Below are 26,967 nucleotides of genomic sequence, written 5' to 3'. Positions count from 1 at the left end.
GTGAGGACTTTAGTCCGCATCTATGAAGGACTAAAGTCCTCACTACAAACCTTTTGTCATTTTCTCATAAATACGATTTTAGATTTTATGTTTTAGTTCAAACAGGACTTACGTATAATATTACGTGCTATAAAATTGGTTTGTAGTGAGGACTTTAGTCCGCATCTATGAAGGACTAAAGTCCTCACTACAAACCTTTTGTCATTTTCTCATAAATACGATTTTAGATTTTATGTTTTAGTTCAAACAGGACTTACGTATAATATTACGTGCTATAAAATTGGTTTGTAGTGAGGACTTTAGTCCGCATCCATGAAGGACTAAAGTCCTCACTACGAACCTTATAAAATTGGTTTGTAGTGAGGACTTTAGTCCGCATCCATGAAGGACTAAAGTCCTCACTACGAACCTTATAAAATTGGTTTGTAGTGAGGACTTTAGTCCGCATCCATGAAGGACTAAAGTCCTCACTACGAACCTTTTGTCATTTTCTCATAAAAAAGAATCAAGAAAGAAGTTGAGATGAAAACAGATATAAATCCATAGCTCATCTGTTCAATCCGCAACAAAAAATGCTGCCCACTTCTTCCTCAATTCCATCGAAAATTTTAAGCTAGATTTTCAAGCCTATGCTTCGTCGTAGGCTTCCATATCCAGAAGGTGGAGATAAGGTTCAACCAGCTCCGGCCGCTGAAAGGCAAGCGATCGCAACAAATGCCAATCATTCAATCCCTCAAAAGGATCAGTATAATCGTCAACCTCCAAACGGACAGCCAATTCTGCCACGTCCTGAGAAGTAAGTACAGCAATATCGCGCGATGCTTTGGTTAAAGTTTTCATGTTTTTTACCCCTGCCCTAGACTTCCGCCATACTATATACTAAGCCTTTAATCACATTTCGACACAGTTTCTACAACAAAACTTCGCATTAGATCTACAACTTCGGGCAGAATCTCGTGTCCCATGTTAAATTCTCGATACTGCACCTGAGCTCCCCAAGCCGTCAAACTGTCGCGCGATCGCACCGCAGCACTAACGGGCACAATAGTATCTTGAGTACCGTGCACGATCAAAACAGGTGGCAAAGCGCTCCCAGCAACGGGCGAAATCGACGAATGCAAATAACCGCTCAGACAAATTAAACCCGCTACCGGCAAAGTCAAGCCCACATCCAGAGTCATCGCTCCGCCTTGAGAAAAGCCCCCTAAAATCGTCCGAGACAAAGGCACGCCCGTGCTGCTTTCCAAAGACAGCAACAATTCCGTCAGCAATTGCCGACTTTCTATCAATCCCTGAGCATCTTTATTTGCCAAGTCATACCACGCTTTTCCGCTCATTACCTGCGGATGGGGAAACGGGGCGTCGGGAAACACAAACTGATAATCTGGCAAATTGAAAGCCGGTGCTAAAGCCGTCAAATCCTGAGCATTAGCACCCCACCCGTGCAAAGCGACAATTAAAGCGACTGGTTTGCGATCGGTTGTTGGCGGAATGCTAATAAATTGTAAAGACATCGTAATTAGTAATTGGTAATCTGGCCTTCTGAAAATTATAAATTGTTGTGGCGTATCAAACCCAACTTTTAACTGTAGGGTGCTTATGGGCACACCTTACCTAAGTAAGGTGCGCTAAATGTTAACTGTAGGGTGTTCTTCGGCGCACCTTTCCATAGGTGCGAAGCTTACAAAACAGTCCCTATTTCCTTCAAATAAACCCGCGTAAACGGTTCGTCATCCCCCAGACTGTACTGTTCGATCAACCCCTGGTGGCGAATAGAAATATTATTCCCTTCCCGCACCACAACAGTATCCTCATCAGTGCATTCTCTGACCAAAATCATCTCAGTTTCCCCCGGATTGTCCAGCACCACCATATTGCTGCCCCGATAAAACATTCCCTCAGCTTCCAAAACATCTTCGGGATATTCAGCAATCAACAAATCGAGCTTGGGATTCCGCAGCAAAGTTTGCACGTTCACATTGTAATTCTTATTCATCACCTTTTCAGAACGGTTGACGAAAAGTCCAGTGCGACAAACAGCGCCCACCGTCCAATCGGGATGCTGCAATAGAATGTGGTCGATTATTTCTTGCAGTTCCTGCGCCGAAATTCGGTTAAAAGTAATAATGGGAATTCTGGCTGATTTTCCCGATTCAAAGAAAGTTTCGATAATATGCGAAGGCACATCAACCCCTAATCCGACAGCCGGATTGAGGTGCATGAAAATTCCCGGCGCAGCATTGATTTCGAGAATCCCAAAATTGCCTGTTTTCCAAGATTTGGCGAGAGTTTCTGTGATCACATCAACCCCCAAACAAGTTAACCGAAAATGTTGGGCGATATCTTGAGCCAAAACAATGTTATCGGGGTGAACGGTGCGGGTAGCGTCGATGCTGACGCCGCCTGCGGAAAGATTGGCAACTTTCCGCAAAGAAACAGTGCGATCGCGCTCTAACACGCTATCCAATGACAGCCCTTGTTCTTCCAGATACATTTCCATCGCTTCATCGGACTGAATTTTGCTCATCGCCGAAGTTGGCGTATCCAAACGTTCGGGTTTGCGGTTTTCACGGCGGATCAATTCGCGAATTGTTAAGTCGCCGTCTCCTGTTACCGAAGCGGGCCGGCGTTCAGTTGCAGAAACAAATTTGCCGTCAACACACAGCAGCCTAAAATCCGATCCTTTGATGCTGTTTTCCACAATTACTCGCACCGGTTCTGTTTCGGGAATTGCCTTAACTGCTCTTTTAAAAGCCGCCTGCAATTCTTCAGCATCTCGGACATCTGCTGTTACGCCAATTCCTTTATGACCGACTACTGGTTTGATAGCAACTGGGTAGCCAATTTCTCTGGCAACTGCCAGAACTCCGTTTTCTGTAGAGACGATATCTCCTTTGGGAACAGGAAATCCTAAGGTAGCGAGAAAAGCTTTACAATCGTCTTTGCGCGTGGTAAAATCTGAGTCTAAATGGCTATCAGAATCAAAAGTTGTTGCAGAGCCGCGCACCAGTTTTTTGCCGTAACCGTATTGCATCAGTCCTTCATCCCACAAATAAAATGTGGGAATGCCTTTTTGGGATGCCGATCGCATTAATGAATAAACTGTCGGGCCTCCGTAAACAGACTGCCGGAACATATTTTGCAGCGCGCCTATTTGTGCTGACAATGGGAAGTCTTGATTTTGATTGATCGCTTCAAACCAATCCCAAACAGCGTAAACTACGGATCGGGCGCTGCGGGCGTGAAGTGCTTCTATGCTGATTCTGTTAAACTGAGAAAATGGCTTGATGTTCCAGTGTTGGAAGTGCAAACCCATGTCGAGTTTGGCTACTTCTGAGGCGGTGCGGCCGAACAGTTGGGCGTGGTTGGAGAAAGTTTCGTGCAGCAGTTGCGGGTAGCGATCGCCAATAATTTCATGGTAATGTGCGATCGGCTTTAGTTCGCTCGCATCCGTTACCGCCAAATCGAACACTAAAGCCGCTGTTTCTAGGTAAGGGTTTGGCCCGATGTAGTGTTTGAAGTTGAAAATATCAAATACATCAGTTTTTCGAGCATTGACGCGGGCTGTCTCGGTACTTTTTTCTTGCAGCATTTTCTAACCTCCTTTTAACTAATTGGTCAGATTAACTCTCCTCTCGGTGCATTGCATACTACCTGCCGGCATAGATATAGCCTTTCTCACAAAGGTAAGATTTTAGATACTTCGGCTTGCTTCGGCTTGCTTCGGCTTGCTTCGGCTACGCTGGCTCACAAGTCGCTCAGCACAAGACGCTCAGCACAACTCGCGAGCGAACAAGTTTTAGATTTTAGATTGTAGATTGAGGGATCGATACCTCATCGAGAGTGGGCACTGCTATATTTCAGAGAGCGAGCATCTGTGTTTTGCTTTCGCCGTGATGTCCGCACTCGCGCAGCATACAAGACTCGCGAAGTATACAAGACTCGCGCAGCATACAAGACCATTAGTGAAAAATTAAAACTAACGCTGCATTTGTCAATCGGTAAAACTACTCAAAAAACTGCTTTTGAGAAAAGTGGAAAATTCGCAATTTGGGGGTGAGCGGGCATAAATACGGCGCGCCGCACGTCCCCCCAAATCTCAGTTTTATAGCCAAAATATAAGTAAAATTGCTGATTGACAAATGCTCCCTAGTTTAAGTTGTCAGCAATGATACAAAACTCCCGATCGCCAATTCTCCGCGAGCAATTACCAATAACTAATGACTACTTAAAAAAACTATAACTTTGGAGAGGTACAACGCTAACTAAAATTGGCTATGACTGTGAAAAAGGATTTAAGAGGCAGCAAATTATGAAAATCGCACAAACTGCTCTAAGGGATAAAGTTCATCAATTAGCTGAGGAAGCATTTCACCTCAAGCTGATTTCTGGGTACGGCGACGGTCAAAACAGCAACGAATATCAGATTGTCTGGAACGGCAAACCGAGACACTTGCCTTTAGAACGGGCGCGTACAGTGTTGAGCAGTTTGCTCGAACGATCGCACTAACTGGCGATCGGACTCATTTAGCAATTGCGCTCATCAACCCGGTTTGTCGGAAAAACTAACATCAGGAGCGGCGAAAAATCCCACCTGAAAGCCGGTTGATGACCCCGCCCGCGTCAGTCCGAGAATCTAGACTCATTTTTTGACCCCTCCTAGTAGGGAGGGGTTAGTCTTAGAAATCTCTACCTTTTAGCAGTTTTCCAGACAAAAAAGATTATGTTTTATTGAAATATAATCAATTAAAAGTACACAGCGTATGGCTAGCGGCAAAAATCAGGGGAAATTGCTAATTATTGGCGGCGCCGAAGACAAAGACGGGGACTGCAAAATTCTGCGGGAATTCTTGCGGTGCGCCGGAGGCACTAAAGCCCGCATTGTAGTGATGACGGCTGCCACAAGCCTGCCGGGAGAAGTCGGAGATAATTACATCCGAGTGTTTGAGCGGCTGGGCGCAGAAGAGGTGCGAGTTGTTGACACCCAGAAACCCGAAGATGCCGACAATCCAGATTATTTAGAAGCGATCGAACAAGCGACCGGCATATTCTTTACCGGCGGAGAGCAAGCGCGGATTATTAGCTGCTTGAAAGACACGAAACTCGACGCAGCTATGCACAAACGCTACTCGGAAGGGGCGATCATTGGTGGCACCAGTGCCGGCGCGGCGATGATGCCAGACATCATGATTATTGAAGGAGATTCGGAGACAAATCCACGGGTTGAGGTAGTAGCAATGGGCCCGGGAATGGGTTTCCTGCCGGGAATTGTCATCGACCAGCATTTCGCCCAGCGAGGTCGTCTCGGACGTTTAGTTTCCGCACTCTTGGTGCAACCAGCAGTCTTGGGATTTGGGATTGACGAAAATACAGCTATTTTAGTCAGCGACGACCACTTTGAAGTTATTGGCGAAGGCGCTGTAACTGTCATCGACGAGTCGGACAAACTCCACGACAATATAGACGGACTGTTGAAGGATGAGGCTTTGGCGATTTGCGGCGCGAAGTTGCACATCCTCCCCCACGGATACCGGTTTAATTTAAAAACCCGCCAGCCGATGTTCGATCGGATAGCAACACCAGGACAGAGAGAAATGGCGATCGGCTAATTTACTTCCAACTGGCAAAAATCTAAAAATTATGTAGGGTGCGCAGTGCGCACCTTACCGCTTCAACGAAGTATTAGGGTTAAAAAACCCAGTTTAGGCGATCGCGAACTAATAAAAAGAAGAGGATTTGACCTCTTCTTTTATTCCTGCGGTTTCGGCTCGATCAAGCACTTTTCTGTTCGTCAAAAAACGACTGCTGCCCTTCTTCAGTCGATATTAAATTCCACCCTTGAGTAATCAGCTTCTGAAAAGTTGCCCATCCCTTAGAACCGCCCGGTTCGAGGTAGTCGGACGCAGCGAACTGCGGAAAAGCTGTATAAGGCCGCCATGCTTGACGCACTTCGGTACGCAAGTGCAATATCTTTTCTCCATTTCCTCCCAATCTGGGCAACCAACACATTTGTTTTAGCATTTTTTACACTCCAGAGTTTTTACAGTAACGGTAATTCGCCAACATCCCAAATTAAACTTTTAGAACCCTAGAGCCACTGCTCGGAATATCTAACAGGTAACAGGGACGGATGAGATTTTCACCGATTACCAATTACTGAGGTAGCAGCAGTCGTCTAAGCTGATTTGGGTTCTGCCGAGTTTGCCAGTTCAGAAATATAAGACCAGTGCTGCCAAGGCATAAGCAAAAATAATCATTGCTCTTCTTGGCTCAAACTTGACTTAATGTAGATCGCGCGGAAATCTAGTTAAATCAAGCCTTTATCTTTCTGGTTTCCCTTGCCTTATAATTACAAACTCATCCTCGCCCTTTCCGCCTAAAATGACATCTTTCTACGGTATTGGCTCTGTCAGCTAAAAAATGTTCCTTTAGTTACAATTGTTAAATTTTTATCACGATTTATATACTTATCAAAAGTTAAATTACTTTTCATAAACAGCGATTAATAAGTTTTAGTTACTTTAGCTACATTTTTGCTCTAAATCAGAGCTCCGGTTGCTGGTGTAGAGCTTGCTGGATCGCTAGGGTGCGCACGATAGTTGTTGGAATACTACAAATACATGATTCGCCTGCGGGAAATTTTGCCTACACATTACACTGAAAATATTGAATTTATCCACGAAAATCCCGAAACTAAAGTGCTCGCTGATTACCGCTGGAGCGAGGAGAGAATGCGAGTATTAGTAGTTACGAATTTTTAGCTAAACAGACGGGAATCCCCACACTATATCGCTTCGATTAGTGTGGGATGAAAGACGCGGTGAGACGAGGATTCCACCTGTCAACCCACTCAAAACTATGTTTTGACCGATGACGGGTGGATGACGAGGCGAACAAATTATTTTATTCGACTTTTTTCAACCATTTCTGTCGACCGTTGAGATTTGGCAATAAAAGTTAATACTTAATAATAGAAGTTTCTTTGAATGTATAAATAAAATTTTGAATGTATAAATAAAATATTTATTCGCGTACTTGACATAAAGTAACGCATTCAAGTATATTAACAATTGATGAATCGCGATTTAAATTACACATTCACCGCTTAAATGAGAACTTCTTACCAGTATCGATTACGTCCAACAAAATCACAAGCCATTGAGATTGACAGATGGCTGTCAATGTTATGTGCACAGTACAACTATTTGTTGGCAGATCGATTCAACTGGTACGAGCAAAACCGTTCATCCATTAATGCGTGTCCGCTAGTTTGTTACTTACCTGAACTACGGGAAAATCCCGATTATTACACCCAAAAAAAGACGTTACCTCAACTCAAAAAGACCCATCCTTGGTATGCCGAGATTTACTCTCAAGTCCTCCAAGACGTAGTTAAACGAGTTAAGGTAACGTTTGATCGTTTTTTAAAAGGTGATGGTAACGGAAAACGCAGCGGTAGACCAAGATTTAAACAACGCAGCCGTTACCGCACGTTCACCTATCCTCAAATTAAAGACGGCTGCTTGCAAAACAACTTAATTAACTTGCCCATGTTCGGAAAAATTAAAGTTGTTTTGCACCGTTCGATACCTAATGGATTCAAAATCAAAACCGCCTCTATTACTAAAAAAGCTGACGGGTACTATGTCACTCTCAGTTTAGAAGATTCAACAGTCCCTGAGATTAAACCAGAGTTCAATCCTCAAAAGATTGTTGGAATTGATGTTGGGTTGAAGGATTTCTTAACAACATCGGAAAATGAGACTGTAGCAATTCCTCAACATTACCGCAAAGCTCAAAAGCGCCTGCGAACTATTCAAAAGCGAGTCTCGCGTCGTAAAAAAGGCAGTAACCGCAGGCAAAAAGCAGTCAAACAACTGGGGAAATGTCACAAAAAAGTAGCAGACAAACGCAAAGATTTTCATTTTAAAACTGCCAATAATTTATTGAAAAAATATGACGTTGTTGCAGTTGAAGATTTGAATGTTAAAGGACTCGCTCGTACAAAACTAGCTAAATCTGTGTTGGACGCTGGGTGGTCAAGCTTTCTGTCGATTCTAACAAACAAAGCCGTAAATGCTGGTTTGTTGGTAATCCCAGTAAGTGCCTATAATACTTCACAAGATTGTTCTGGTTGTGGCGAAAAAGTACCAAAAAAGCTGCATGAAAGATGGCACGACTGCCCCAATTGTGGATGTAGTCTTGACCGCGATCATAACGCCGCGATAAATATAAAAAATAGGGCGGTGGGTCATCCCGTCTTTAACGCTCAGTCAATGTCCGAAGCAATAGCTGGAGTCACTGAGAAGCCTACGCCATACTGTACTCAGTTGGCGTAGGAGTATGTCACGATACTTATCTATCTAGTTACTGCATTCCTAACTTTCCGAATACGGGAAATTGGCACGAATGGATGTATAACAAAATCGTATAAGTTGGGGAAGAAGGCTTTAAGTTTGATTTGCTGGAATGATCGGCGCAGGTATTTGTTTGAGCGCCGGAGAATTTATGTCTCCAGACAGATGATCGGCGAACTTGTGCAATATTAAATTGTATTTATGATTGGCGCACACAACTCAAGAAACCGGGTTTGGCTACCGAACTGGATGGCTGTAACGATTTTTTTTTGTCGAAAAACTCGGTTTCTGCGTCATGGAGTGCGATCGCAATTCCGATGATTGAGCATAATAATTGCACACCGTCGTGCCAACTGTCAATTAACAAAAACTTTGTGAGAGGACAAATTCTATGGGCTGGCTCAAAAGACTGTTTGGTTTAGAAAAACTGGAAAATCAGGACAATGTGGAAGCTCCTGCTTACCAAGCACCTGCCGCTGCACCTCAAGCTCAAGCTCAACCTGTGGCCCAACCTGCGGCGAACACTCAAACAATCCCGCCGGAACGCATGGGATTGAATGGAGAATACGATCAAAGCGGTTTAGCTAAACGGGTGGCTCAGGCCTTTGATGCAAATCCTGATGTTGCAGATATTGAGACTGTTTATGTGGCTCAACTGGGCACTACTGTGGTTCTCAAAGGTACAGTTCCCGATCAGGAAATTGTTACTAAATTGGTGACAATTGCTAAAGGTGTTAAGGGTGCAACTGGGGTGGAAACTAATCAAGTTATTGTTGGCTAGCGCCACGGTTGTTTATAACAGTTAACAGTTAACTGTTAACTGTTATCGGTTAATAGTTTTTTCACTTATCTTGCTGTACCTAAAAAATATGACTGGGGACACATTAGTACCTACTCGCGGTAAATTAGAACGGAGTCTTGCGCAGGGTATTCAAGCTTTGTACCGTTCTCTACTCGGACATCAAACGAGTCAGGCGCTCTGCAATCTTTTGGATAACAAATTGATAATTGTGATCGAAAATGCGATTACTAAACCCGAAAAATTGCTGGCTCAGAACGGTCAGGAAGATTTGGCTTCGCAGGTGCGATCGCAATTAGACTCGGTTCTGGAATTGCAACTGAAAGACTTAATCAAAGAAGTTTTGGGCGTGGGAGTGACTGATTTGCTCAGCGATGCGACTTTGGAGACTGGCCGCACGGGAACCATCGCAATTTTGGAGTCTGCACCTAAAGTTCGCGATGCTAGTTCTAAGTCTAAAACTCAACCAGAAGTGGCTGATTGTTGAGGTGTTGGCGGATAATAGTTTCTAAATCCTTGATGTTAAAAGGTTTGGAAAGGTATGCAATACAGCCGGCTTGGAGAATCCGATCGCGGTCTTCTGTTTTTGCTAGTGCTGTGACAGCAACAATCGGAATATGTCTGAGTTCGGGGTTTTCTCTGATCCGCTTTACTAATTCTATACCGTCTATATCGGGCAGGCAAATGTCGAGTACGATTAGGTCGGGAGAGCGCGAGACTGCTGTTGACAGAGCTGTGTACCCGTCAACGGCTCCCACGCACTCGCAGCCGAATAAATCGAGTATTTGCGTCAGCAGCTCTAAGTTGTCGTGATTGTCGTCTACAGCCAAGACTAGAGGACGCTTGTCAACCGCCGGTTGACCGCTATTTAAAGACAAAGATTCCAAATTCTTATTCCAATTAGGGTAGTTCATAAATGCCGATCGAAAAACGATCGTAAAAGTTGTACCCGAGGCATTCCTCAAGTGGCGCTCCGGCACTTGAAACAGATTGGCTCGTATTTGTAGCTTTTAATTGCCAGTCTTCGCTCTAGCCCGATTGTACAATATCGGTGCTTTGCTGGTGCAAAGACTGCACCATTCGATCGATTATAGCATCTCCATAATTTTACTGATCAAAAGCGCAAATTACCAACTTACACCTACGGGCGATCGGCATTAGCAACAAGACGCGATAACTAGGAAAAGTATTGCCCATCAAGCATCCTATCTTAACGGCTGTGAAGAGTGGCGGCAGCTTTTCAGGATACTACCAAAAGTAGACTACGGTTGTTCTACGTAAATCCACCTGAAGGAAGATTCTAAGCGGCACTTAATTTTAACAACTTCCACCTGCTGAGAGATTCTTGTTTGTCTGGTTTAGACTTCAATGTTTTTAAGTAGTAATTATCACAATTTTAGCAAGTAAAAAATCATTTTTTACTTAAGTTTTACCGGATATTAACCTAGGAGGTTTTGATGACAATTGCAATCAGAGACGACTTGACTTACATTTTGCTCAAACAGATTGGCAGCGGCAACGGCAAGGGAGAGTCGGCAATTAGGAATGCAGCCGAAGAATATGTCGGTCGAGAAATAGCAGAAGCGGAATTGCTCGGTCACTTGGACTACCTCAACCAAAGGGAATTTATCAAAGCCGAGTTTAGTGGATAGCCTTACGGAGGAACTGAGTTATTGCCGGCTTTAGTGGCATTTCAAGAAGCTGATTTAACGGAAAAAGGCCGCAAACTGTTGCAGAAAATGGAGACGAATCCTCCTAAGTCTCTGCATCAAGAAGGGTCAGCAGTTCCGATCGCCTCTAAGGATATGCCATTTTTGGAAAAAGTTATGGTAAACGGTCACTTGGAGGATATTTTTGATGCCAGGGACATTACCGAATTGGTGTACCGGACAATGCGAGATTTGATGACAACAGAAGCAAGCGATCGCGTGGAAGCTGAACTGCACACAGAAGTTTTGCCGACGGACGACAAAACTTTGCAAAAAGAAATAGCAGACCTCTGGAAAGATACGAATCCGCTGGTGGGATTGCTGAGCCGGGTGCGTCCGCCTTGGCAAGGGCCTGCACCTTTTGTGATTGATTCCAACTTGTTTATTTTTCGGGTGGAACAAGAAGGCCCACTTCCTTCTGGGGTAAAACCGGAAACTGCGATCGCCGCCGTATTTTCGGCAACGAAGGATGAGTTGTCCGAGGAACGAATTCAGGAAATAGCGGGCTTTTTGCCGGACAGAATTCTGAAAATTTGGGAGTCGGCTTAAAAGGATAATTTCGAGTATAAATACTTACCAACCGGGTTGAAAAACCAGCATTCTGCGTTCTTGCATCAGAAGCTTGTCCGATCGACCCGGTTGCTGTATTTGTGCGATCGTTCGGAATAGTAGTCGGCATAAAAGTCTTTTGAGAAAACCCGGTTTCTACCCAAAATTTGTGGGAAAACCCAAAATATTGCTAAAAACCGGGTTTCTCGATCCCGGCTGGAAAAAATCCCACAGATAGAGCGAAAGTGTTGTAGTCTATAATACAGGGCGAGTTAACACAGTGGCTCGCAAAAATGCTGTTAACAGCCGGAGAGCAAAAGGGATGACTCGCTCAAAAGTTAGACAAATGTCACGATCGACTCTAGAACAAGAAATTTTACTCAATCGAATTACCAATCGCATTCGCAACTCTTTAGAACTGCAAGAAATTTTGTCAACAACAGCGCGAGAAATCCGCAGTTTTTTAGGCAGCGATCGGGTAAAACTTTATCGCTTTGAATCCGACGGTAGCGGTGAGGTGATTGCTGAGTCCATCAACGGCGACAACTTGCCATCTCTGCTTGGTTTGCGCTTTCCTGCTGGCGACATTCCCCCTAGTGCCCGCGAAATGTTTCTCAAAGCGCGGCAGCGAGTGATTGTAGATGTCCAATTGCAGCATAAAATAATTAATCGGTTAGATTGTCCCGAAACCGGCAAAACTTTAGCAGTTGAAGATATTCGCTATGGTCCTGTAGACCCCTGTCATGCAGAATATCTGAAGGCTATGGGGGCGCGTTCTTCTCTGACGGTGCCGATTGTGCATCAAAATCAGCTTTGGGGGTTGTTGGCTTGTCACCACAGCCAACCGAAACGGTTTAACGATCGAGAATTGAAAATGGTGCAGTTGCTTGTGGATCAACTTTCAATTGCGATCGCCCAATCTTTTCTGCTAAGTCAAGCCCGACAGCAAGCCCGCGACGAAGCCGTTGTCAACCAGATTAGCAGTTTGCTACACTCTCCTCTGAAATTAAACGAAATTCGGCAAGTAGTTCTCGAACAAACTGTCAAGCATTTGCACGGTTCGGGAGGGCGGCTGTACATTGCAGCCGAGTTTCGCGATCTGCCCGCTAAACTTTATACCTGCGGCCAGCAGCCTTCGGAGTGCGACTTGGAACTCAGCGAATTTTGGCAGCAGATCATGGGGTTGACCAATGAAAACGAGGTAGAAAAAACTGCCGTTAATATCAGCCAATTAGGTGTTTTTTCAAATTTACATTCCGAGCATTACAATTCAATTGATACAAATATTTCCAGTTTGATCGTACCACACTTGTACGCGATTTCCGATATTTCTCAAGAACCTCAACTCAAATCTTTATCTGCAAATTTTATCGAAGCTGACCTTCGGTCATTTTTGGTAATACCGCTGCAATACGGCCAACAGTGCATCGGCTGTCTCACCGTTTTTCGCAGCGCCGTAGAAACAGAAATTTTGTGGGCGGGCCGTTGCAGTTCCGACGCCCGGAACGATCGTCCCCGACAGTCCTTTACAGCTTGGAAAGAAATCAAAATCGTCGAAGCTCAAAAGTGGAGCATCGACGAACTGAAACTAGCAAAATCTTTGGGAACGCACCTGTACATGGCTGGAATGCAGAGGCGCGTCGAAGCGATGATCCGACATCAAGCTTCTCACGACCAACTAACTGGTTTAGCGAATAGATTGCTGTTTAATGAAAGGCTGTCTTTAGCTTTAGCTAACGCTCACCAAAACGCCGAAATGCTGGCCGTAATATTTCTAGATTTGGACAGATTTAAAAATGTTAACGATACTCTCGGGCATCCGGTGGGCGATTTGTTGCTGCAAGGTGTATCTCGGCGTTTGACTAACTGTTTGCGCGTGGGGGATTCGCTCGCTCGTTGGGGCGGCGATGAATTTACCGTGCTGCTGCACAATATCAACAGCCCTGAAGAAGCAATTAAGGTTTGCAAGGAAATTATCCATAGTTTAAGCAGTCCTTTTGATTTTGACGGTCTGGAACTCTATACTAAGGCTAGCTTGGGAATTGCTTTGGCTCCTTATGACGGAGAAGATGCAGAAACTTTGCTGAAAAATGCTGATGCAGCGATGTACAGAGCTAAACAGAGAGGTCGGAATAATTATCAGTTTTACACGCGGGCGATCGGCAATCAAGTCTCGGAAGAACTTAATTTAGAAAATCAGCTTTACAAAGCTCTGAAAAATTCAGAATTTGTGCTGTACTATCAACCGCAAATAAACTTAAATACTGGCAAAATAGTCGGCATGGAAGCTCTGATCAGGTGGCAGCATCCCGAACGCGGTTTAATTTTTCCCGATCGATTTATTCCCTTAGCTGAGGAAACAGGATTTATCTGCCAAATAGACGAATGGGTGATGCGAACTGCTTGCTTGCAAAATAGAGCGTGGCAGTTAATGGGATTGCCGCCGATGCGGATAGCTGTAAATTTATCAGGCCGCCAGTTTATGCAGCCTAACACGGTACAAACCATCGCTGAAATTTTGTCAGAAATCGAGTTAAATCCCGAGTATTTGGAAATAGAAATTACTGAGAGCATTGCCATGACCGATGTAAATTTTACGGTGTCGGTATTGCGGCAGTTGCAGCAAATGGGAATTCACATTTCTCTGGACGATTTTGGCACCGGTTATTCTTCTCTGTGGTCTCTGAAAAACTTTCCGCTCAATAATTTAAAAATAGACAAATCCTTTGTGGCAGATTTGCTCAACGACAGCAGCGGTGCTACGATTGTGAAACTGGCGATCGCCCTCGGACAGGGCTTGAAATTACAGGTGATTGCCGAGGGTGTGGAAACAGCAGAACAGTTGGAATTTTTGCAGTCGTTGCAGTGCGAGATGGGTCAGGGTTACTTCTTTAGCAAACCATTACCGGTGGCGGCCGCAACCGAATTCTGCCTGGAAAATCAACGGAGTAAAATACTTAATGCAGTTGACAGTTGACAGTTGACAGTTGACAGTTTAGTCAGTTGACAGATGAGGGCGACCTCTACTTGGAAGGAAGAGGATTGGAGTAATGAATAGTCTGATTTTAATTTCTCCCTACAAGGGTTCCGGCTTTAAACCAATTCTTTCTGGTAATTTAAATTAACAACCAGAAAGCCGAAAAAAAAGAGCTTGTTCGTAGTTAGGACTTCAGTGATCATAGGAGAATTGAATAAATCTTTTATGTACTGTGAAAACCTCTTCGCAACGCAGATAAACGCAGATGGATTTCCTGATGGAACACCGAAGGAATGCAATGCAAGTCTAATAAGGTTTGTAGTGATGACTTTAGTCCTCAAAAAGAAGGACTAAAGTCATCACTACAAACCTATTTGATTGTTGTTAGAAGGGACAGGTTACTGCCACACAAAGACTTTTGCTTCGTATTCCGGCAAGTCAATCATAATATTGTCATCGCCCGATTCAACATCATAATTTCCCGTCCATTCGTGCCAATTTCCGTTGGCCGGGAAGTGAGAAACGTTGTAACCTGCCAGATAATTTTCTGACATATTCGCCACGACCACAACTCTCGAACCTTCATCGTTCCAGCGAGTGTAAGCAAACACTTTCGCCTCTGGATCTTCGTGGAAAAATTCGATGTTTTCTGTGTAAAGTGCTTGGTTATTTTTGCGTAGGTGAATCAAGCCTTTGTAGTATTCCCACAAACCTTTATTCATGTCATTTCCTAGCAGCGTCCAGTCAATTTTAGATTGCTCGATCGTTTTGGCTTTGTATTCGCCAAATTCTTCGCCCATCCAAATCAACGGCACGCCAACTGCTGTCATTAACAGTGCTACTCCCAACTTCGCCCGCTTGAATGCTGCTTCATCCAAAATTCCGTGCTCTCCCAATTCTGAGAACACGCGATCGTGGTCGTGATTGCTCAAATAATTGATTACATTCGTAGCACCTAAGAAACCTTGCCGCTTGCAGTCGATCACCTCTTTGAGCCGTTCTAAATCAAAATTTTCCCCGCAGAGTTGTGGAATTATGGAGTGATAAAAACTGTCGTGCCAGCAGCCGTCCATCGGCCCATCTACATTGGTGATGCTAGGATCTTCGGGAATGTATTCGGCAATGGTGTAAAACGGTTTTGGGCCGGCGACATTTTTGGCTTCTTGAACGATCCAGTGCATAAAATCGTAGTTGGCCATTTGTCGCGCTGCGTCGAAACGAATGCCGTCGAGATGGTATTCTTGAACCCAATAGCGGACTGCATCGCCGGCAAATTTGCGCGCTGGGTAAGTTCCTAGCTTTTCGTCGTAAAATTCGTAGTTGAATTCCGGGCCCCAATTGTTGTCTGGATCGCGGGGGGCGTGGTGGTACCAATAATCGTGATCGATTTGGGTGAGGGGGCTGGATGATTCGGAGTGGTTGTAAATCCCGTCGATGATGACGCGAATCCCGCGCCCGTGACACTCGTCGATCAGGTTTTTGAGTTCTTCTGTAGTCCCGTAGCTGGACTCGGCAGCGAAGAAGTAGCGCGGGTTATAGCCCCAACTGTAGTCACCAGGGTATTCTTTGAGGGGCATTAGTTCGATCGCGTTGATGCCGAGATCCACTAAGTAATCGAGTTTTTCGACTACGTGCTTGTACTTGCCGCGGGCGAGGGGATCTGCTTCGCCGCCGGAAAAGTCGGCAACGTGCATTTCGTATATGACTAATTCGCGATCGGCAGGGAGGGGTTTGTCGTCGTGTTTCCAAACGTAGGTATCGATGATGCGATCGCCATCTTTGATCCTAACAACGGCGTTTTGACTCGCATCGTCAATGTCAGTCGCGTAGGGATCTACCACATCTACCCACTGATCTGCTTCCAGAAACCAGCTTTTCGACTGCACGCGGAATTTGTATTGATAAACGCCATCCTCCAAATCTACTTTGGTGCGGAAATTACCTTTTTCATCCTTTTCCATCGGGATTTCTTCCCAATTAGAAAAACACCCCATCAAGGCAGCTCCTTTGTTGTAGGGAGCAAATAACTTGAATTCAATTGGAGGGGCCATAATACCTCTTTTAAAATATTTCAGTAAGAGTTGATACTTTTAATTTCGCAAATTTAAGCGACCTCAGGCATCACTCTGCGGATAGAATTTCTGTAAGTGCTTAACTATTCCTAAAAGTATGGTTTTTTGCCCTGACCGCTGCATTTTGTGAAGTGAAATCGCGCCAGTATTGGTAGTGCGATCGCCATCGATCTTATTTGCTCTCTCTCAACATTAAGTATTAGTATCCCTATTATTACTTCGCATCTATCTTAAGGTATATTTAGTGAAAAAAAAAGGAATTTTAATATCTGCACCGGGATAGATGCGGACTTAAATATAGCTTTTTAATACTTAAAATTATCGGGCTGACGATGGTGAGATTGCAGCCTAGATTTTTGGCAGTAAGGTGCGGGTGGCGCACCTTACAGAAGCTGCGTAAGGCGCGCAACGCGCACCCTATTTTAACTACTTTTTACCTTATGATAACGGCTTCATCCAACCAAGCCAGAACGGAGGGCGAGAACGGCCGCCTGAGTGCGATCGTCAGCGCACAACTTGTTTAAAATATTGCGGACGTGAGTTTTGACTGTACCGACAGTAATGTACAACTTTTCGGCGATCGCAGCATTGCTGTAACCCTGCACAATTAGTTCCAACACTTCTAACTCCCGCTCGGTTAAAGGGTAAGTTTCAATGATGTGACTGAACTCCGGTTCGGCAGCCTTAATTGTGACTCTTTTGCCCTCAGGCTTGGGTTCTTCTGGAGCAGATTCTTTAGTGCGAGCTTGTTTTAGGACGATGCGGGCGATCGCCGGATCGATCCAAGAGTTACCTTCGTGAGTTACTCTTACTACATCTAATAACTGATCGAAGCTGATATCTTTCATGCAGTAAGAGTCGGCTCCGGCGGCAAAAGCTGCCAGAACTTCTTCTTCGTTGTCCTGAAAAGTTAGAATCAAAACTTTGGTATCAGGATCTGTGTCCGCTATAGATTTTTTGAACTTTTGTGTCAGTTCAATGCCGTCAAAATCTGGCAAGCCAATGTCTACAATTGCCACGTCAGGTTTTGAAGACTGAAGCAGTTTCAATCCGTCGGTAGCGTTGGCTGCATCGCCGACAACTTCTATAGTGTCACGCTGTTGTAAAGCTGTGCGGATGCCGACTCTTGTCAGGTCGTGGTCTTCAATCAAAGCAACGCGAATTTTAGTCATCTTTCTTCCAATAGCCCGCTAAACTTTTAAAATATCGTCAACTGACTCAGCTAAACTGAGTAAATTTGAGAATGTGTCCTGATTTAGGGTTTGACAGGCCGCACATCTTTTTCAAGCATACTCATGCAGTCGCCAAGATTGCAAGTTAATTTTCAAGTTATTTTGCAGAGAACGTCTGGAAAGCCCGATCGCGACTGGTAAGCTCTCAATGTTATAACAGTTTACATGAATTATCCCATTGTCCGCCCGTTGATAGAGGTAAAGATACCACTACCCAGATAGATTTAAAGTATAAAAACTTTTGATGCACTTTGGCAGTCAAAATAAATAAAGCTAGCAGCACGAGTCTTTAACCGGTGTTAGGGCTCAAGTTGAATGCTTATTGATAAAAAACAGTTATGACTCACTATCACGCCAATAACTATTTTCGCTCGGACTTTTCCGACGCCGAAATACGATACAAGGCATCAGAAATAACCTCCCCCCAACAGCCAGTTGGCGATCGCGAAACTCAGAACGATCGCCTGTGGTCGGCAATTCCTCACATAGTTTGGAAAGTAAATGCCAGCGGCTGGGCGACTTATTTAGGACAGCGCTGGGAGGAGTACACGGGAGTACCAGTCGCAGCAGCTTTGGGTTTCGGCTATCTGGCGCGCGTCCACCCAGAAGACCGCCCTCGTCTGTTGGCGCGATCGCGCACGGATGCTGGCCCGCCGCAAAGTTACGAAATAGAAGTTCGTCTCCGGGCGCGCTGCGGGACTTACCGCTGGCATCTCGCCAGAGGAGCGCCCGCCAACCCAGACAGTCATGATGTTTTAGAGTGGGTGGGAACCTACACAGATATGGACGCGATCGAACAAACTCAAGCCGGGCCCGAACCAGACCCAGAATTTTTGCGCTCCTTGGCGCGCCCGGAAGCTAACTTGCAAGCCGAAAAATTGTGCGAAGCTAGGACGGTAATGGATACTGAGCAGGAGTTGCAGGCGATCGAGCGATTTACAAATCAGTTGAGCCAGCGCGCTGGTAACTTGTGCGAATTGTTGCAAGCGATCGCGGACGCGACTGTGGAGGCGATCGCCGGAGCTGAATTTTGCCTGGTTGCGCTCCCGGAGTGCGATTGCAGCGGCCTCAAACTCAGCGCTGTGGGGGGCAGGGAAAACTTTGAGAAAGGCAAAACCCCGCACGTGCCAGACAAGCTGTTGTTGAGGGCGTTTGCGACGGGAGAGTCGCAACTGTGGCGCTCAGAGTCCGGCTCAGGAGTGCCGGCGGCCACCTGTGCTGCGGCGATCGAGTCGGGGGACACCGGGCGTTTGGGCGTGCTGGCGATCGGTAACGGGAAAGACAGCACGGCCATTGACGGATCTGTGCAACTGCTGGTGGTGATGGGTAAACAAGCTGCGATCGCGATTAACAGCGCGCGGGTGATCGAAAAATTAAAAAAACAGGAACAGCTTTTAGAGTTGCAAAACGAGCTGCTAATTCGCCAGCAGGAAGAACTCGAAAATCAAGGCCGGCGCATTCAACAGCAAAAATTGCAACTGCTAGAAGCAGCCAAGTTAAAATCGCAATTTTTGGCTACCATGTCCCACGAATTGCTAACTCCGATGAATGCGATTATCGGGTTTTCGCAATTGCTACTGCGCCAGCACAAACAACTGCTGAGTGCCCAGCAAACAGAAATGGTGGGGCGAATTTTAAATAACGGCAAAAACCTGCTCGTGCTGATCGACGATATCCTCGATCTGTCCAAAATCGAGAGTGGTCGCACAAAATTACAAATTGCAAAATTTGATTTAGCGCATTTAGTAATGGATGCTGCCCTGGAATTTGAAAATCAAGCCAAGGACAAGAATGTGGCAATGTCCGTCAGCGTGTGCTTGCAGCATCAGGTTATCGTTAATGACAAGTTGCGCCTGCGGCAAGTTTTGGTCAATCTGATTTCCAACGCGGTTAAATTCACGCATCAGGGCTGCATTTCTATTGAGGTGCGGGAGTTAAAGTGCGATCGGCTAATTATCACCGTTCGGGATACAGGAATCGGCATCAGTAAAACCGATCTGCCCCACATTTTCGACAAATTCCGCCAAGCCGACCAAACCACAACCCGCAAATATCCTGGCACGGGTTTAGGACTAGCGATTAGCACCTATTTAGTCGAGATGATGAACGGCACAATTACGGCTGAAAGTCAACCAAAAAAAGGTTCGACATTTGCGATCGAAATCCCGCGAACAGTTAACCCCAAAAAACTCACTTCCTGACGGCAAACATTGTACTTCACTCACATCGAGATATCTCTAATTGTTATTGCGATCTCTTAGCGAAGCAATCGCCGAATCTGGGATTACTTCGCTAAGAGATCGCAATGACATAGTATACTCATGAACTAAAAAAAACAAGTATTAAAACCGATATTTGGTATACAAACCTGCGGATAATTCGGAAGTTTATTTATGTCCGCTAATTACACCAAATCCGGCTTTAATGCCTCCTTTGTTCTTCACTCCATCGACTCCGATCTTCGTTTGACTGGCTTAGCAGTTTCAACCGCCGAGTCTTATCTAAAGACTAGAAGTTTTCCCTACTTGTGCCTGAGTAGCAATTGGTTTAACATCGGTGTAGCCCATATTATTAGCTACATCGCGCAGCACCGAAATTTGTTGTTCAAAATCAAGACCTTCAATTTGACCCAACACGCCATTCACAGCCTCAGTTGCCTTATATCCTTCGGGGATATCGACAATTTTTTCCCCCATACCAATAGCCCAAGCATACCAAACTACCAACTGATTGTTAGCAGTTAAAGCTCCGTAAGCGCGAGAATAAGGCGTGTCATCGCGGTTGACAATAGCTCGCATTATATTAAGTTGTTCATCATCAGAAAGGTTGTAAAAATCACCTAGCAGCACGGGAGCTAATTCTGGTTCGGCGGCTGCGGGAGCTGCTGGTGTAATTGAATCTCCCATTTCTTCATAAATAAAGTAGAGCAGCGCCAGTTTTTCATCTGTACCCAACCCGTTGATTTTCTGAACCATCTTTTGAGTGTCGTTGGAGAGAGAGTGAGAATTGGTTTCGGCGGGTGAGTTCATAAATAAGTTCCTTAAAAATGCTTCCAGAATATATAAATATCAAGATTTGTAAGTACAAGTCACCATCCCCTAGAGGTAATGTGATTTTTGATTTTTGATTTTTGATTTTTGATTGGGAATGACTGATTTTATAAGGGTTTGGGGTACGGGCTTGCGGTTGGATTAGTTTTTTATACGGGCGTAATGTTTAGCCACTCCAGGTAAAAAGTCATCCTTAAGATAGAAGCTACCGATACATCTGTAGATAGATGAAAAACTTACGCAATTAAATTATTATGGAGAAATTGAATTCTTAAATAAAACTAGCAAGGAGTCTGATATGTCTGAAGTCAGTAAAGAAACAAATAACTCTCAAACATTTGACGCTCAGCAGATAACTGAAAGCGTGGAAGCTGGAGAACAAAAGTTGCCGACGGTTGATGTATCCGCCGACTACGAAGCTTCAAAAGAATTCAGCGTTAGCGATATCGATCGCGCGGGTGCCGGCGCTCAAGCTGCCGCCGCTGCAACTGCACCTAAATTTCCTATTCCCGCTCCTAAAGATATCGCAAAGCCAGCAGATACAAGCGGTAATTCCGCTGATTTTCGTTCGATGGCTAAGGAAATTAACCCCGCAGGTGCACCGGGCAATGTTACCGACGATTTGGTGCAAAAGGCGATCGATCTTGGTACTCCCGGAAGTTAATTGAGAAATTCTCAATACTTGACACAGAAGCTCCTCTTGACCGATCGATGGTATGGTGCCACGGTGCTAACCATGCAAGCGCGCTATTACGCAACCAGTATACGAAGGTGATGGTATTGCCTTCGTATACTCGTGTTAAGGTCTGCGTCGTCTCGATTCAACAGCCGTCTGGCCCACAGAACTTGTGCGCGCTCAGTACCTCCGCCTCACAGATATAGGCGATGCCCGAATAATCGTCGAAAAACTTCGCTGCGACCTCATCCGAAATCTTCATGGCCATATCCCGACTTTCGGTGAGCACCTCGATCTTTACATTCAAGAAGGTGTCGGAAACAGAGGGGTGTCCCGACGAGCGTACGTTGCGACTGCCTTGACCGCCAGCGTCCACCGCCGTATAACCGGTCGCCCCGGCTTCCTCGATGATCTTGGCGATCTTTTTGAGCAGCAACTTTTCTGTGACAATGACGAGCTTGCTCGCTGGCTTAGCCATGTGGGTTACCTCTTGATGTGTGTATTCATTGAACTATTATAGAAACTCAGGAAAATGGCGGCATCGCGCGATCGCGCTGATTTAGCTGCCGCGTTAGTCGCCGGGCCAGGGGAGCACCGGGAAACGGCGACCAGTCTGGAATCAGCCGCCCCCCGCCAGCGCCTTGGCGAGCTGGATGAAGATCGGTATTCCCAAGGCGATCGCCACTGGAGTGCCGACGGCTGTGGACGCGCCGATGTAGGCGGAGGGATTGGCCGACGGAATACCGGCTCGTAAAGTGGGCGGCCCTGAGATGTCTGAACTCGAGGCGGCGATGACGGCCAGAATCACGACACCACCCCAACTGAATCCCGTTGTGACGTGGGCAATCCAGCCGAAACCGAAGGCCATGAGCCCATGCAGCAGCGGTGCTATAAAGGCATACACTGCGTACCACTGAGCCACCTTACGCAGCTCGGCAAACCTTGCGGCGGCTTCCATACCCATGATCAGCATCAGTACCGAAAGAAATCCACGGAAGAGTGGATCGTAGAAGGTTTTATAGACACTTTCCGGCTTGGTTAGCAGGCCGAGTGCGAGGCCGAGGAGCAGTGCCGTTAGGGCAGAACCCTGGAGGCTTTCCTTGACGATCGGCCAGATATGGACCCGATCGCCTTCGCTGCCGTGCTGCTGGCTGCGATACTCCCTTGCGGTGCTGGGCTGCTCGCTGGGATAATCACCTGCGATCGCGCGCTGCTTTTTGACCTCAGCCTGCTGCTTTTTGGTATAAATGCTGGCCAAGACGATCGCAGTCACGAGGGCTGGGATGTCCATGAAGGGATAGAGTGCAGCGGCCCAGGGTTCGTATGGGATGTTTTGCTCTTCCAGTAGCGTCAGGGCGGCGGCGAGGGTAGAGCCACTCACGGCACCGAACAAGCCCGCAGTTGCCAGGGCATCCACGACTTTGACGTTCGGCAGTTTTGCCAACGTGTAGCGCCCGATGAACACGATCATGATGCCTATGAGCACGGCGAACAGCGCGGGCAACAGTATTTCCGTAGGATTGGAGTTGCGGATCGCCTGGCCACCGGTCAAGCCGACTTTCATGAGCAGCATGAAGACGATGAACTGATAGACCGGATCTGGAATTGCCAGTTGGCTACCGAGGGAGGCAACGATCATACCACCAATCAGAAAGCCGAGTGTCGGGGACTGTAACTGCGCTATGAAGCTCACAAAAAAATCGGACAAGAAATCCACTTTGTAATTCTCCTCAATCAGAACTTAGGGGTCAAAACGGCAGACAAGCCTGTCCTCGAATCCTTGGTGACTGGCTCCACCCATCCGGGTGAGCAGAGAGTCAACCCGCCACTCCATTACATCTGCATCCCGGTGCATCGTGTACTGGAAGATCAGGTTTCGCTCCGGCGATCGCAAACGACGATCGCGCTAATCAGTGATGATTGATTTGCAATAACTTGTTGTCAACATATTTTACCAGCAATTTGGTGCGTAAAATCCCAGCGATGTATCTGGGAAAGCATTTTCGGATACCCACTCATACCAATTTACTATGAAGTTGCATTTATATAGCTTCAAGGATATAGTCGCAACCACAGAGAGATAAAACTTCTTCATTCGTGAGAGATTTGATAATTATATTTACCTGTTTTTTTAGTTGATATAAACTCGAATAATTTCCCCATTTTAGGTCTTTTATTGTGTGTTTCAACAATCTTTCAATCGAAAGTTGATTTGCCTCAATTGCGGAACGCACCACGACAGAGATACAAACGCATCTAAAAATATAGAAAAAGTCGGGATGGGATATCGCCACGACGATAAACGGACATGGAGGGAAGGTAAGACTACTGGTAGCGCGTCCCAATGAAGTGTCAAGAATCCCCGCACATAATCGGGCGGGGAGTCTATCAAATCTATGCAGTTTTAAGTGTGGCTAATTGCTTGATTTTAAGTCGATCGCCCGACAAATCTTGCTCACAGTGCGATCGCCCAAAATTTCCACTACTAAATCCACCCGATCGCCCTCAACCGTCGATTTGATAAATAACTCAGGATGCAGCGCTTTCCAGAAATATTCAACAAACCGATTAATTTCGGACTCAGACATTCCCGACTTCCCCTGCGCGATCATTTCCCGTTCCGCCTGATTGCGCCATACTTGAGAAAGGCGATAATCTTGGGGATACAAAACCATCAACCGATCTAATCGGTTCCACAGCGGCAAATAGTCGTGCAGCTTCGCATTCATATCGCGCGCAAACTGACAGTCGCATTCTGTGGAAATCGGAAATGGCGCAGCCGCCAAAAACTCGTTTAATCTGGCATCAGCTACTGGATTCACGCCGACAAACCAACCTTCAAACAGTACAATATCCGCACCGCAAATAATTTCTGGTTGACTTCGATCTCCCGCACCTCCGTAGGCAGATTTGTCAAACCGGGGAATTTCTATATTTTTAATTATATCTGTTTTCAGGACATCAGATTTTAGATTATCAACTGCTGCTAATTCGCTAGTTTTTGAACCGCGCAAGTTGTCTAAAACGGAGATTCCCAAGTCAATATCGTGAGTTCCGGGGGGGCCGCGCCAAATTAAACGTGGGTCGGCTTTTTGGAGTTGTTGGCGATCGGCATAAGTCTTGTAAAGGTCATCTAAAGAAATGCTGACCGTAGAATATCCCATTTTTCCCAGAATCAGCTTCAAAACTTGACATAAAGTCGTTTTCCCCGTTCCTTGTCCTCCTAAAATTCCTTGAATTAGAGGACGCTTTAAACTTTGTTTTTCAGTCGATAATTGCATCGCCAGTGGCAGCCACAGATTCCACAAAGTTTCGAGAAAAAAACTTGACTTTAGCGGGAAAGTATGCGGTTCGTCAAGCAGAGACAAGAATAAATCTGTTTTGTGGCGGACAACATCGGCTACATTGTCAGGGGTAATGCTAAAAGCGCGCGATCGCGAAGCCCTCGAAGAGGAGCGCACATCATCCGCAAGTTCCCAAATTGCTAGCAATTCTAACTCGTCGGCGCTGATCTTCCTGAGCGGGCGATCGCCAGCTATCCATGCTTCTAAAATTTCTACAGGATTTAAGTTCGATCGATCCATCTGTTTAAAAATATCGGGCGCACACTCGAAAGCAAGGCCCCTACAAGTCAACACTTGTTAAGAGCCAAGCTTAAAAGCCTCTACAAATAAATTATAAGTAACACCTATTTTCAGAGCTTGGAGCATTTCCAGCCATAAATAACGGGTTCCTGGCCGCTGCCAACGATAAAGCAGCAGGCTCACCAATTCCGTCCACAATACCAACAGCGCTGCGGCGATAATATCCCAATCAGCGGATTGTCCGGCGATCGTCGAAAGAGCGGTTCCCAAAAAAGTGCCGAACAGCAAGCTAATGACCAAAAGCGAAATCCGCCGCCAAGGATTGCTGGCCCAGCGTGCGAATTGCTCGCCCAGAACGTCAAGCAATCTGTTAATTCGGGTATTCTGCATAGTAGTTAAAATTTATACTGATGAGTGAAAAAATGCGGGTCGAGAGCGACTCCAAATGTTTACCGGGTGTGTCGGCCCCCATCTAAAATTTAAAATTTAACATTTAAGATGGTATTGAGCGATCGGGAGCTGATAGCCCCGAACCGTCAAGTAATTAAGTGTAACTGTATCTTGTGGCACAGTAGTCCCAGGTTCTACATTCAAGATCGTTATGACTAATTGGGGGTGTGCAGTCTTTCCTTTAAGCTGAAAATTTATGAAACTTAAAATTTACCAGATATTAGTTGGAGTGGCGATCGTCCTCATTACAGGAATGTTTCTCGGACGTTTTGAAATCACGCTCTCCAACGGCTCAAATCGACCGATAGAGTTGCCCTCGGCAGCCACCGCACTCCCCCCAACACCCCCGGTTTCGAGAGTCGAGACAGCTTCGGTAGACACCGCCAGTCAGCCGAAACCGGAGTTACCCCCGGAACCTGTGGAGGAAAGTAATTCCTCAATTCCTGTCAATGGCAAAGCGATCGGCAGTTTGCGCGTCAGCAACCGCAGCGATCGCCCGGTGCGAGTGGCCCTGCTGTCGAAACGGCAAGCTGAGAAATCCTACGGCAAACCGGCGCACTGGGATTTTGCACCGGGAGAAGGCGGTGGCAAGGGACTGATGCTATCGCTGCCGGAGGGCAAGTTACAAATCAAACAGGGAGACATTCTGGTGGTTTTTGCTCAGGATGGTTCTCGCCGCTATTGGGGGCCTTACGTCGCCGGGGAGACAGCCTCGCCCGCTTGGAACGCCACAGCCGGGGAATGGCAATTAATTTTGCAGCCTTGAAGGCTAGAAGGAAGGAAGAAGGAAGAAAGAAGAAGGAAGAAGGAAGACATACAGAGCAAGCTTTTTAGCGATCCGTATTTTACATTTGATTAGGTGGATTTGGTGAGTTGCGGGTGGAGATTTTGGTGGAAAAACCCGGTTTCTGAGGTCTTGTTGAGAATGGTGGCAGATTTGAGTTGAACCGGATTCGATCGAGTTTCGAGTTTCGATCAGGCAATTTTTCGGTAGACTTCTATGCGAGCTAAAATTTTAAATCTAAAATCGCAGGAAGTTTGGGTGAAGGAAGTTATTAAAAATTTGTCAGAATATCGCAGGCACCGCCCGTTAGCACCTTTGTTACTGTCGCTGTTGTGGCTGGGCGCGATCGGCTTCGTAGCTTTTTTGTGGAATCTCGGCAACATCGGCTTGGTTGACGAAACCGAACCGCTGTTTGCCGAAGCCGCCCGTCAAATGACTGTGACAGGGGATTGGATCACTCCTTATTTTAACGGCGAAACCAGGTTTGACAAGCCGCCGTTGATTTATTGGCTGATGGCGGTGGCTTACCGCACTCTGGGAGTTAACGAGTGGGCTGTACGTCTGCCGTCGGCTTTGTGTGCGATCGCCCTTACTTGCCTCGGATTCTATACCTTATGGAAGACAGAAGAAAGTTCGGCAACGGATTCTGTAGCGGATGTCACGGATGTCACGGATGTCACGGAGAAGTCCGAGGGAATATTTTCCCCCTCTCCCACTCCCCCCCACTC

Annotated in this window: 26 protein-coding genes; 14 read left to right on the top strand and 12 right to left on the bottom strand. The window is 46.0% G+C overall.

Annotated elements, in window-relative coordinates; all coding sequences use genetic code 11:
- Positions 1–627: 627 nt before the first annotated feature.
- The 3 genes from K4039_RS23485 to K4039_RS23475 all read right to left on the bottom strand — a co-directional run bounded on the left by K4039_RS23485 (position 628) and on the right by K4039_RS23475 (position 3,592).
- Complete coding sequence (locus K4039_RS23485; RefSeq protein ID WP_006632739.1) at positions 628–840, bottom strand: DUF2555 domain-containing protein; 213 nt, start codon at positions 838–840, stop codon at positions 628–630.
- A gap of 47 nt (positions 841–887) precedes the next feature.
- On the bottom strand, positions 888–1,514 hold the full coding sequence (locus tag K4039_RS23480; protein WP_265238931.1) for an alpha/beta hydrolase: 627 nt from the start codon (positions 1,512–1,514) through the stop codon (positions 888–890).
- 167 nt (positions 1,515–1,681) lie between these two features.
- On the bottom strand, positions 1,682–3,592 hold the full coding sequence (locus K4039_RS23475) for an acetate--CoA ligase family protein (RefSeq protein ID WP_265238930.1): 1,911 nt from the start codon (positions 3,590–3,592) through the stop codon (positions 1,682–1,684).
- 720 nt (positions 3,593–4,312) lie between these two features.
- Between K4039_RS23475 and K4039_RS23470 the strand changes: the two genes are divergently transcribed.
- Complete coding sequence (locus K4039_RS23470) at positions 4,313–4,510, top strand: hypothetical protein (RefSeq protein WP_265238929.1); 198 nt, start codon at positions 4,313–4,315, stop codon at positions 4,508–4,510.
- A gap of 253 nt (positions 4,511–4,763) precedes the next feature.
- Positions 4,764–5,609 carry a cyanophycinase gene (locus K4039_RS23465; RefSeq protein ID WP_265238928.1) on the top strand — a complete coding sequence of 282 codons (846 nt, stop codon included), beginning with the start codon at positions 4,764–4,766 and terminating at the stop codon, positions 5,607–5,609.
- Between the two features lie 163 nt (positions 5,610–5,772).
- On the opposite strand, the gene K4039_RS23460 is transcribed toward K4039_RS23465, so the two are convergent.
- Entirely contained in the window at positions 5,773–6,021 is a 249-nt protein-coding gene (locus K4039_RS23460; protein WP_265238927.1) for a hypothetical protein, read from the bottom strand.
- 581 nt (positions 6,022–6,602) lie between these two features.
- Between K4039_RS23460 and K4039_RS23455 the strand changes: the two genes are divergently transcribed.
- From K4039_RS23455 to K4039_RS23440, 4 genes are all read left to right on the top strand, one after another.
- Positions 6,603–6,761 (top strand): hypothetical protein, encoded by a 159-nt coding sequence (locus K4039_RS23455; protein ID WP_265238926.1) that lies wholly within the window; start codon positions 6,603–6,605, stop codon positions 6,759–6,761.
- Positions 6,762–7,109: 348 nt separating this feature from the next.
- A complete protein-coding gene (locus K4039_RS23450; protein WP_265238925.1) occupies positions 7,110–8,339 on the top strand; it encodes a transposase in 1,230 nt (409 codons plus the stop codon).
- A gap of 409 nt (positions 8,340–8,748) precedes the next feature.
- Entirely contained in the window at positions 8,749–9,138 is a 390-nt protein-coding gene (locus K4039_RS23445) for a BON domain-containing protein (RefSeq protein WP_265238924.1), read from the top strand.
- 88 nt (positions 9,139–9,226) lie between these two features.
- Positions 9,227–9,643 (top strand): DUF2294 domain-containing protein, encoded by a 417-nt coding sequence (locus K4039_RS23440; protein ID WP_265238923.1) that lies wholly within the window; start codon positions 9,227–9,229, stop codon positions 9,641–9,643.
- Here the strand turns inward: K4039_RS23440 and K4039_RS23435 are convergent.
- Positions 9,612–10,070, bottom strand: coding sequence for a response regulator (locus K4039_RS23435; RefSeq protein ID WP_265238922.1), 459 nt, complete (start codon positions 10,068–10,070; stop codon positions 9,612–9,614). The two genes, K4039_RS23440 and K4039_RS23435, sit on opposite strands and share 32 nt — an antisense overlap.
- A 543-nt stretch (positions 10,071–10,613) precedes the next feature.
- Here K4039_RS23435 and K4039_RS23430 point away from each other — a divergent pair.
- The 3 genes from K4039_RS23430 (at position 10,614) to K4039_RS23420 (ending at position 14,391) form a co-directional block, all read left to right on the top strand.
- Entirely contained in the window at positions 10,614–10,808 is a 195-nt protein-coding gene (locus tag K4039_RS23430; protein ID WP_265238921.1) for a hypothetical protein, read from the top strand.
- A gap of 21 nt (positions 10,809–10,829) precedes the next feature.
- Positions 10,830–11,414 carry a DUF2267 domain-containing protein gene (locus K4039_RS23425; RefSeq protein WP_265238920.1) on the top strand — a complete coding sequence of 195 codons (585 nt, stop codon included), beginning with the start codon at positions 10,830–10,832 and terminating at the stop codon, positions 11,412–11,414.
- A 322-nt stretch (positions 11,415–11,736) separates the two neighbouring features.
- A complete protein-coding gene (locus K4039_RS23420) occupies positions 11,737–14,391 on the top strand; it encodes an EAL domain-containing protein (RefSeq protein WP_265238919.1) in 2,655 nt (884 codons plus the stop codon).
- A 398-nt stretch (positions 14,392–14,789) separates the two neighbouring features.
- On the opposite strand, the gene K4039_RS23415 is transcribed toward K4039_RS23420, so the two are convergent.
- A complete protein-coding gene (locus tag K4039_RS23415) occupies positions 14,790–16,442 on the bottom strand; it encodes an alpha-amylase family glycosyl hydrolase (RefSeq protein WP_265238918.1) in 1,653 nt (550 codons plus the stop codon).
- 473 nt (positions 16,443–16,915) lie between these two features.
- The gene (locus K4039_RS23410; RefSeq protein ID WP_265238917.1) at positions 16,916–17,635 is read right to left on the bottom strand and encodes a response regulator transcription factor; all 720 of its coding nucleotides are present in this window, start codon (positions 17,633–17,635) and stop codon (positions 16,916–16,918) included.
- A gap of 398 nt (positions 17,636–18,033) precedes the next feature.
- On the opposite strand from K4039_RS23410, the gene K4039_RS23405 reads away from it, so the two are divergent.
- Positions 18,034–19,896, top strand: a complete 1,863-nt coding sequence (locus K4039_RS23405) for a PAS domain-containing sensor histidine kinase (protein WP_265238916.1) — start codon at positions 18,034–18,036, stop codon at positions 19,894–19,896.
- A gap of 300 nt (positions 19,897–20,196) precedes the next feature.
- Here the strand turns inward: K4039_RS23405 and K4039_RS23400 are convergent, their stop codons facing one another.
- The gene (locus tag K4039_RS23400; RefSeq protein WP_265238915.1) at positions 20,197–20,724 is read right to left on the bottom strand and encodes an orange carotenoid protein N-terminal domain-containing protein; all 528 of its coding nucleotides are present in this window, start codon (positions 20,722–20,724) and stop codon (positions 20,197–20,199) included.
- Positions 20,725–21,043: 319 nt separating this feature from the next.
- On the opposite strand from K4039_RS23400, the gene K4039_RS23395 reads away from it, so the two are divergent.
- Positions 21,044–21,409, top strand: coding sequence for a hypothetical protein (locus K4039_RS23395; protein WP_265238914.1), 366 nt, complete (start codon positions 21,044–21,046; stop codon positions 21,407–21,409).
- A 157-nt stretch (positions 21,410–21,566) separates the two neighbouring features.
- Here the strand turns inward: K4039_RS23395 and K4039_RS23390 are convergent, their stop codons facing one another.
- Both K4039_RS23390 and K4039_RS23385 read right to left on the bottom strand, forming a co-directional pair.
- Positions 21,567–21,899, bottom strand: coding sequence for a P-II family nitrogen regulator (locus K4039_RS23390; protein ID WP_265238913.1), 333 nt, complete (start codon positions 21,897–21,899; stop codon positions 21,567–21,569).
- 141 nt (positions 21,900–22,040) lie between these two features.
- Positions 22,041–23,138: a sodium-dependent bicarbonate transport family permease gene (locus K4039_RS23385; protein WP_265238912.1), complete on the bottom strand. Its 1,098-nt coding sequence runs from the start codon at positions 23,136–23,138 to the stop codon at positions 22,041–22,043.
- Between the two features lie 463 nt (positions 23,139–23,601).
- On the opposite strand from K4039_RS23385, the gene K4039_RS30000 reads away from it, so the two are divergent.
- The gene (locus K4039_RS30000; RefSeq protein WP_375339825.1) at positions 23,602–23,769 is read left to right on the top strand and encodes a zinc ribbon domain-containing protein; all 168 of its coding nucleotides are present in this window, start codon (positions 23,602–23,604) and stop codon (positions 23,767–23,769) included.
- 66 nt (positions 23,770–23,835) lie between these two features.
- Here the strand turns inward: K4039_RS30000 and K4039_RS23375 are convergent, their stop codons facing one another.
- The gene (locus K4039_RS23375; RefSeq protein WP_265238911.1) at positions 23,836–25,005 is read right to left on the bottom strand and encodes a glycerate kinase; all 1,170 of its coding nucleotides are present in this window, start codon (positions 25,003–25,005) and stop codon (positions 23,836–23,838) included.
- A 57-nt stretch (positions 25,006–25,062) separates the two neighbouring features.
- A complete protein-coding gene (locus tag K4039_RS23370; protein ID WP_265238910.1) occupies positions 25,063–25,395 on the bottom strand; it encodes a DUF565 domain-containing protein in 333 nt (110 codons plus the stop codon).
- Between the two features lie 256 nt (positions 25,396–25,651).
- On the opposite strand from K4039_RS23370, the gene K4039_RS23365 reads away from it, so the two are divergent.
- Together K4039_RS23365 and K4039_RS23360 are read left to right on the top strand one after the other, a co-directional pair.
- On the top strand, positions 25,652–26,221 hold the full coding sequence (locus K4039_RS23365; protein WP_265238909.1) for a hypothetical protein: 570 nt from the start codon (positions 25,652–25,654) through the stop codon (positions 26,219–26,221).
- 234 nt (positions 26,222–26,455) lie between these two features.
- The coding region (locus K4039_RS23360) for a glycosyltransferase family 39 protein (RefSeq protein ID WP_265238908.1) at positions 26,456–26,967 on the top strand (512 nt) is incomplete at its 3' end.

Source organism: Lyngbya sp. CCAP 1446/10, assembly GCF_026130175.1.
GTDB lineage: Bacteria > Cyanobacteriota > Cyanobacteriia > Cyanobacteriales > Microcoleaceae > Microcoleus.
The sequence above is the reverse complement of the archived record's forward strand: the minus strand, read 5'-3'. Positions and strand labels throughout refer to the sequence as shown.

Excerpts from the sequence above, each read along its gene's own strand:
- K4039_RS23485 (WP_006632739.1), bottom strand. The coding sequence starts at position 840 with ATGAAAACTTTAACCAAAGCATCGCGCGATATTGCTGTACTTACTTCT.
- K4039_RS23480 (WP_265238931.1), bottom strand. The coding sequence starts at position 1,514 with ATGTCTTTACAATTTATTAGCATTCCGCCAACAACCGATCGCAAACCA.
- K4039_RS23475 (WP_265238930.1), bottom strand. The coding sequence starts at position 3,592 with ATGCTGCAAGAAAAAAGTACCGAGACAGCCCGCGTCAATGCTCGAAAA.
- K4039_RS23470 (WP_265238929.1), top strand. The coding sequence starts at position 4,313 with ATGAAAATCGCACAAACTGCTCTAAGGGATAAAGTTCATCAATTAGCT.
- K4039_RS23465 (WP_265238928.1), top strand. The coding sequence starts at position 4,764 with ATGGCTAGCGGCAAAAATCAGGGGAAATTGCTAATTATTGGCGGCGCC.
- K4039_RS23460 (WP_265238927.1), bottom strand. The coding sequence starts at position 6,021 with ATGCTAAAACAAATGTGTTGGTTGCCCAGATTGGGAGGAAATGGAGAA.
- K4039_RS23450 (WP_265238925.1), top strand. The coding sequence starts at position 7,110 with ATGAGAACTTCTTACCAGTATCGATTACGTCCAACAAAATCACAAGCC.
- K4039_RS23445 (WP_265238924.1), top strand. The coding sequence starts at position 8,749 with ATGGGCTGGCTCAAAAGACTGTTTGGTTTAGAAAAACTGGAAAATCAG.
- K4039_RS23440 (WP_265238923.1), top strand. The coding sequence starts at position 9,227 with ATGACTGGGGACACATTAGTACCTACTCGCGGTAAATTAGAACGGAGT.
- K4039_RS23435 (WP_265238922.1), bottom strand. The coding sequence starts at position 10,070 with ATGAACTACCCTAATTGGAATAAGAATTTGGAATCTTTGTCTTTAAAT.
- K4039_RS23430 (WP_265238921.1), top strand. The coding sequence starts at position 10,614 with ATGACAATTGCAATCAGAGACGACTTGACTTACATTTTGCTCAAACAG.
- K4039_RS23420 (WP_265238919.1), top strand. The coding sequence starts at position 11,737 with ATGACTCGCTCAAAAGTTAGACAAATGTCACGATCGACTCTAGAACAA.
- K4039_RS23415 (WP_265238918.1), bottom strand. The coding sequence starts at position 16,442 with ATGGCCCCTCCAATTGAATTCAAGTTATTTGCTCCCTACAACAAAGGA.
- K4039_RS23410 (WP_265238917.1), bottom strand. The coding sequence starts at position 17,635 with ATGACTAAAATTCGCGTTGCTTTGATTGAAGACCACGACCTGACAAGA.
- K4039_RS23405 (WP_265238916.1), top strand. The coding sequence starts at position 18,034 with ATGACTCACTATCACGCCAATAACTATTTTCGCTCGGACTTTTCCGAC.
- K4039_RS23400 (WP_265238915.1), bottom strand. The coding sequence starts at position 20,724 with ATGAACTCACCCGCCGAAACCAATTCTCACTCTCTCTCCAACGACACT.
- K4039_RS23395 (WP_265238914.1), top strand. The coding sequence starts at position 21,044 with ATGTCTGAAGTCAGTAAAGAAACAAATAACTCTCAAACATTTGACGCT.
- K4039_RS23390 (WP_265238913.1), bottom strand. The coding sequence starts at position 21,899 with ATGGCTAAGCCAGCGAGCAAGCTCGTCATTGTCACAGAAAAGTTGCTG.
- K4039_RS23375 (WP_265238911.1), bottom strand. The coding sequence starts at position 25,005 with ATGGATCGATCGAACTTAAATCCTGTAGAAATTTTAGAAGCATGGATA.
- K4039_RS23370 (WP_265238910.1), bottom strand. The coding sequence starts at position 25,395 with ATGCAGAATACCCGAATTAACAGATTGCTTGACGTTCTGGGCGAGCAA.
- K4039_RS23365 (WP_265238909.1), top strand. The coding sequence starts at position 25,652 with ATGAAACTTAAAATTTACCAGATATTAGTTGGAGTGGCGATCGTCCTC.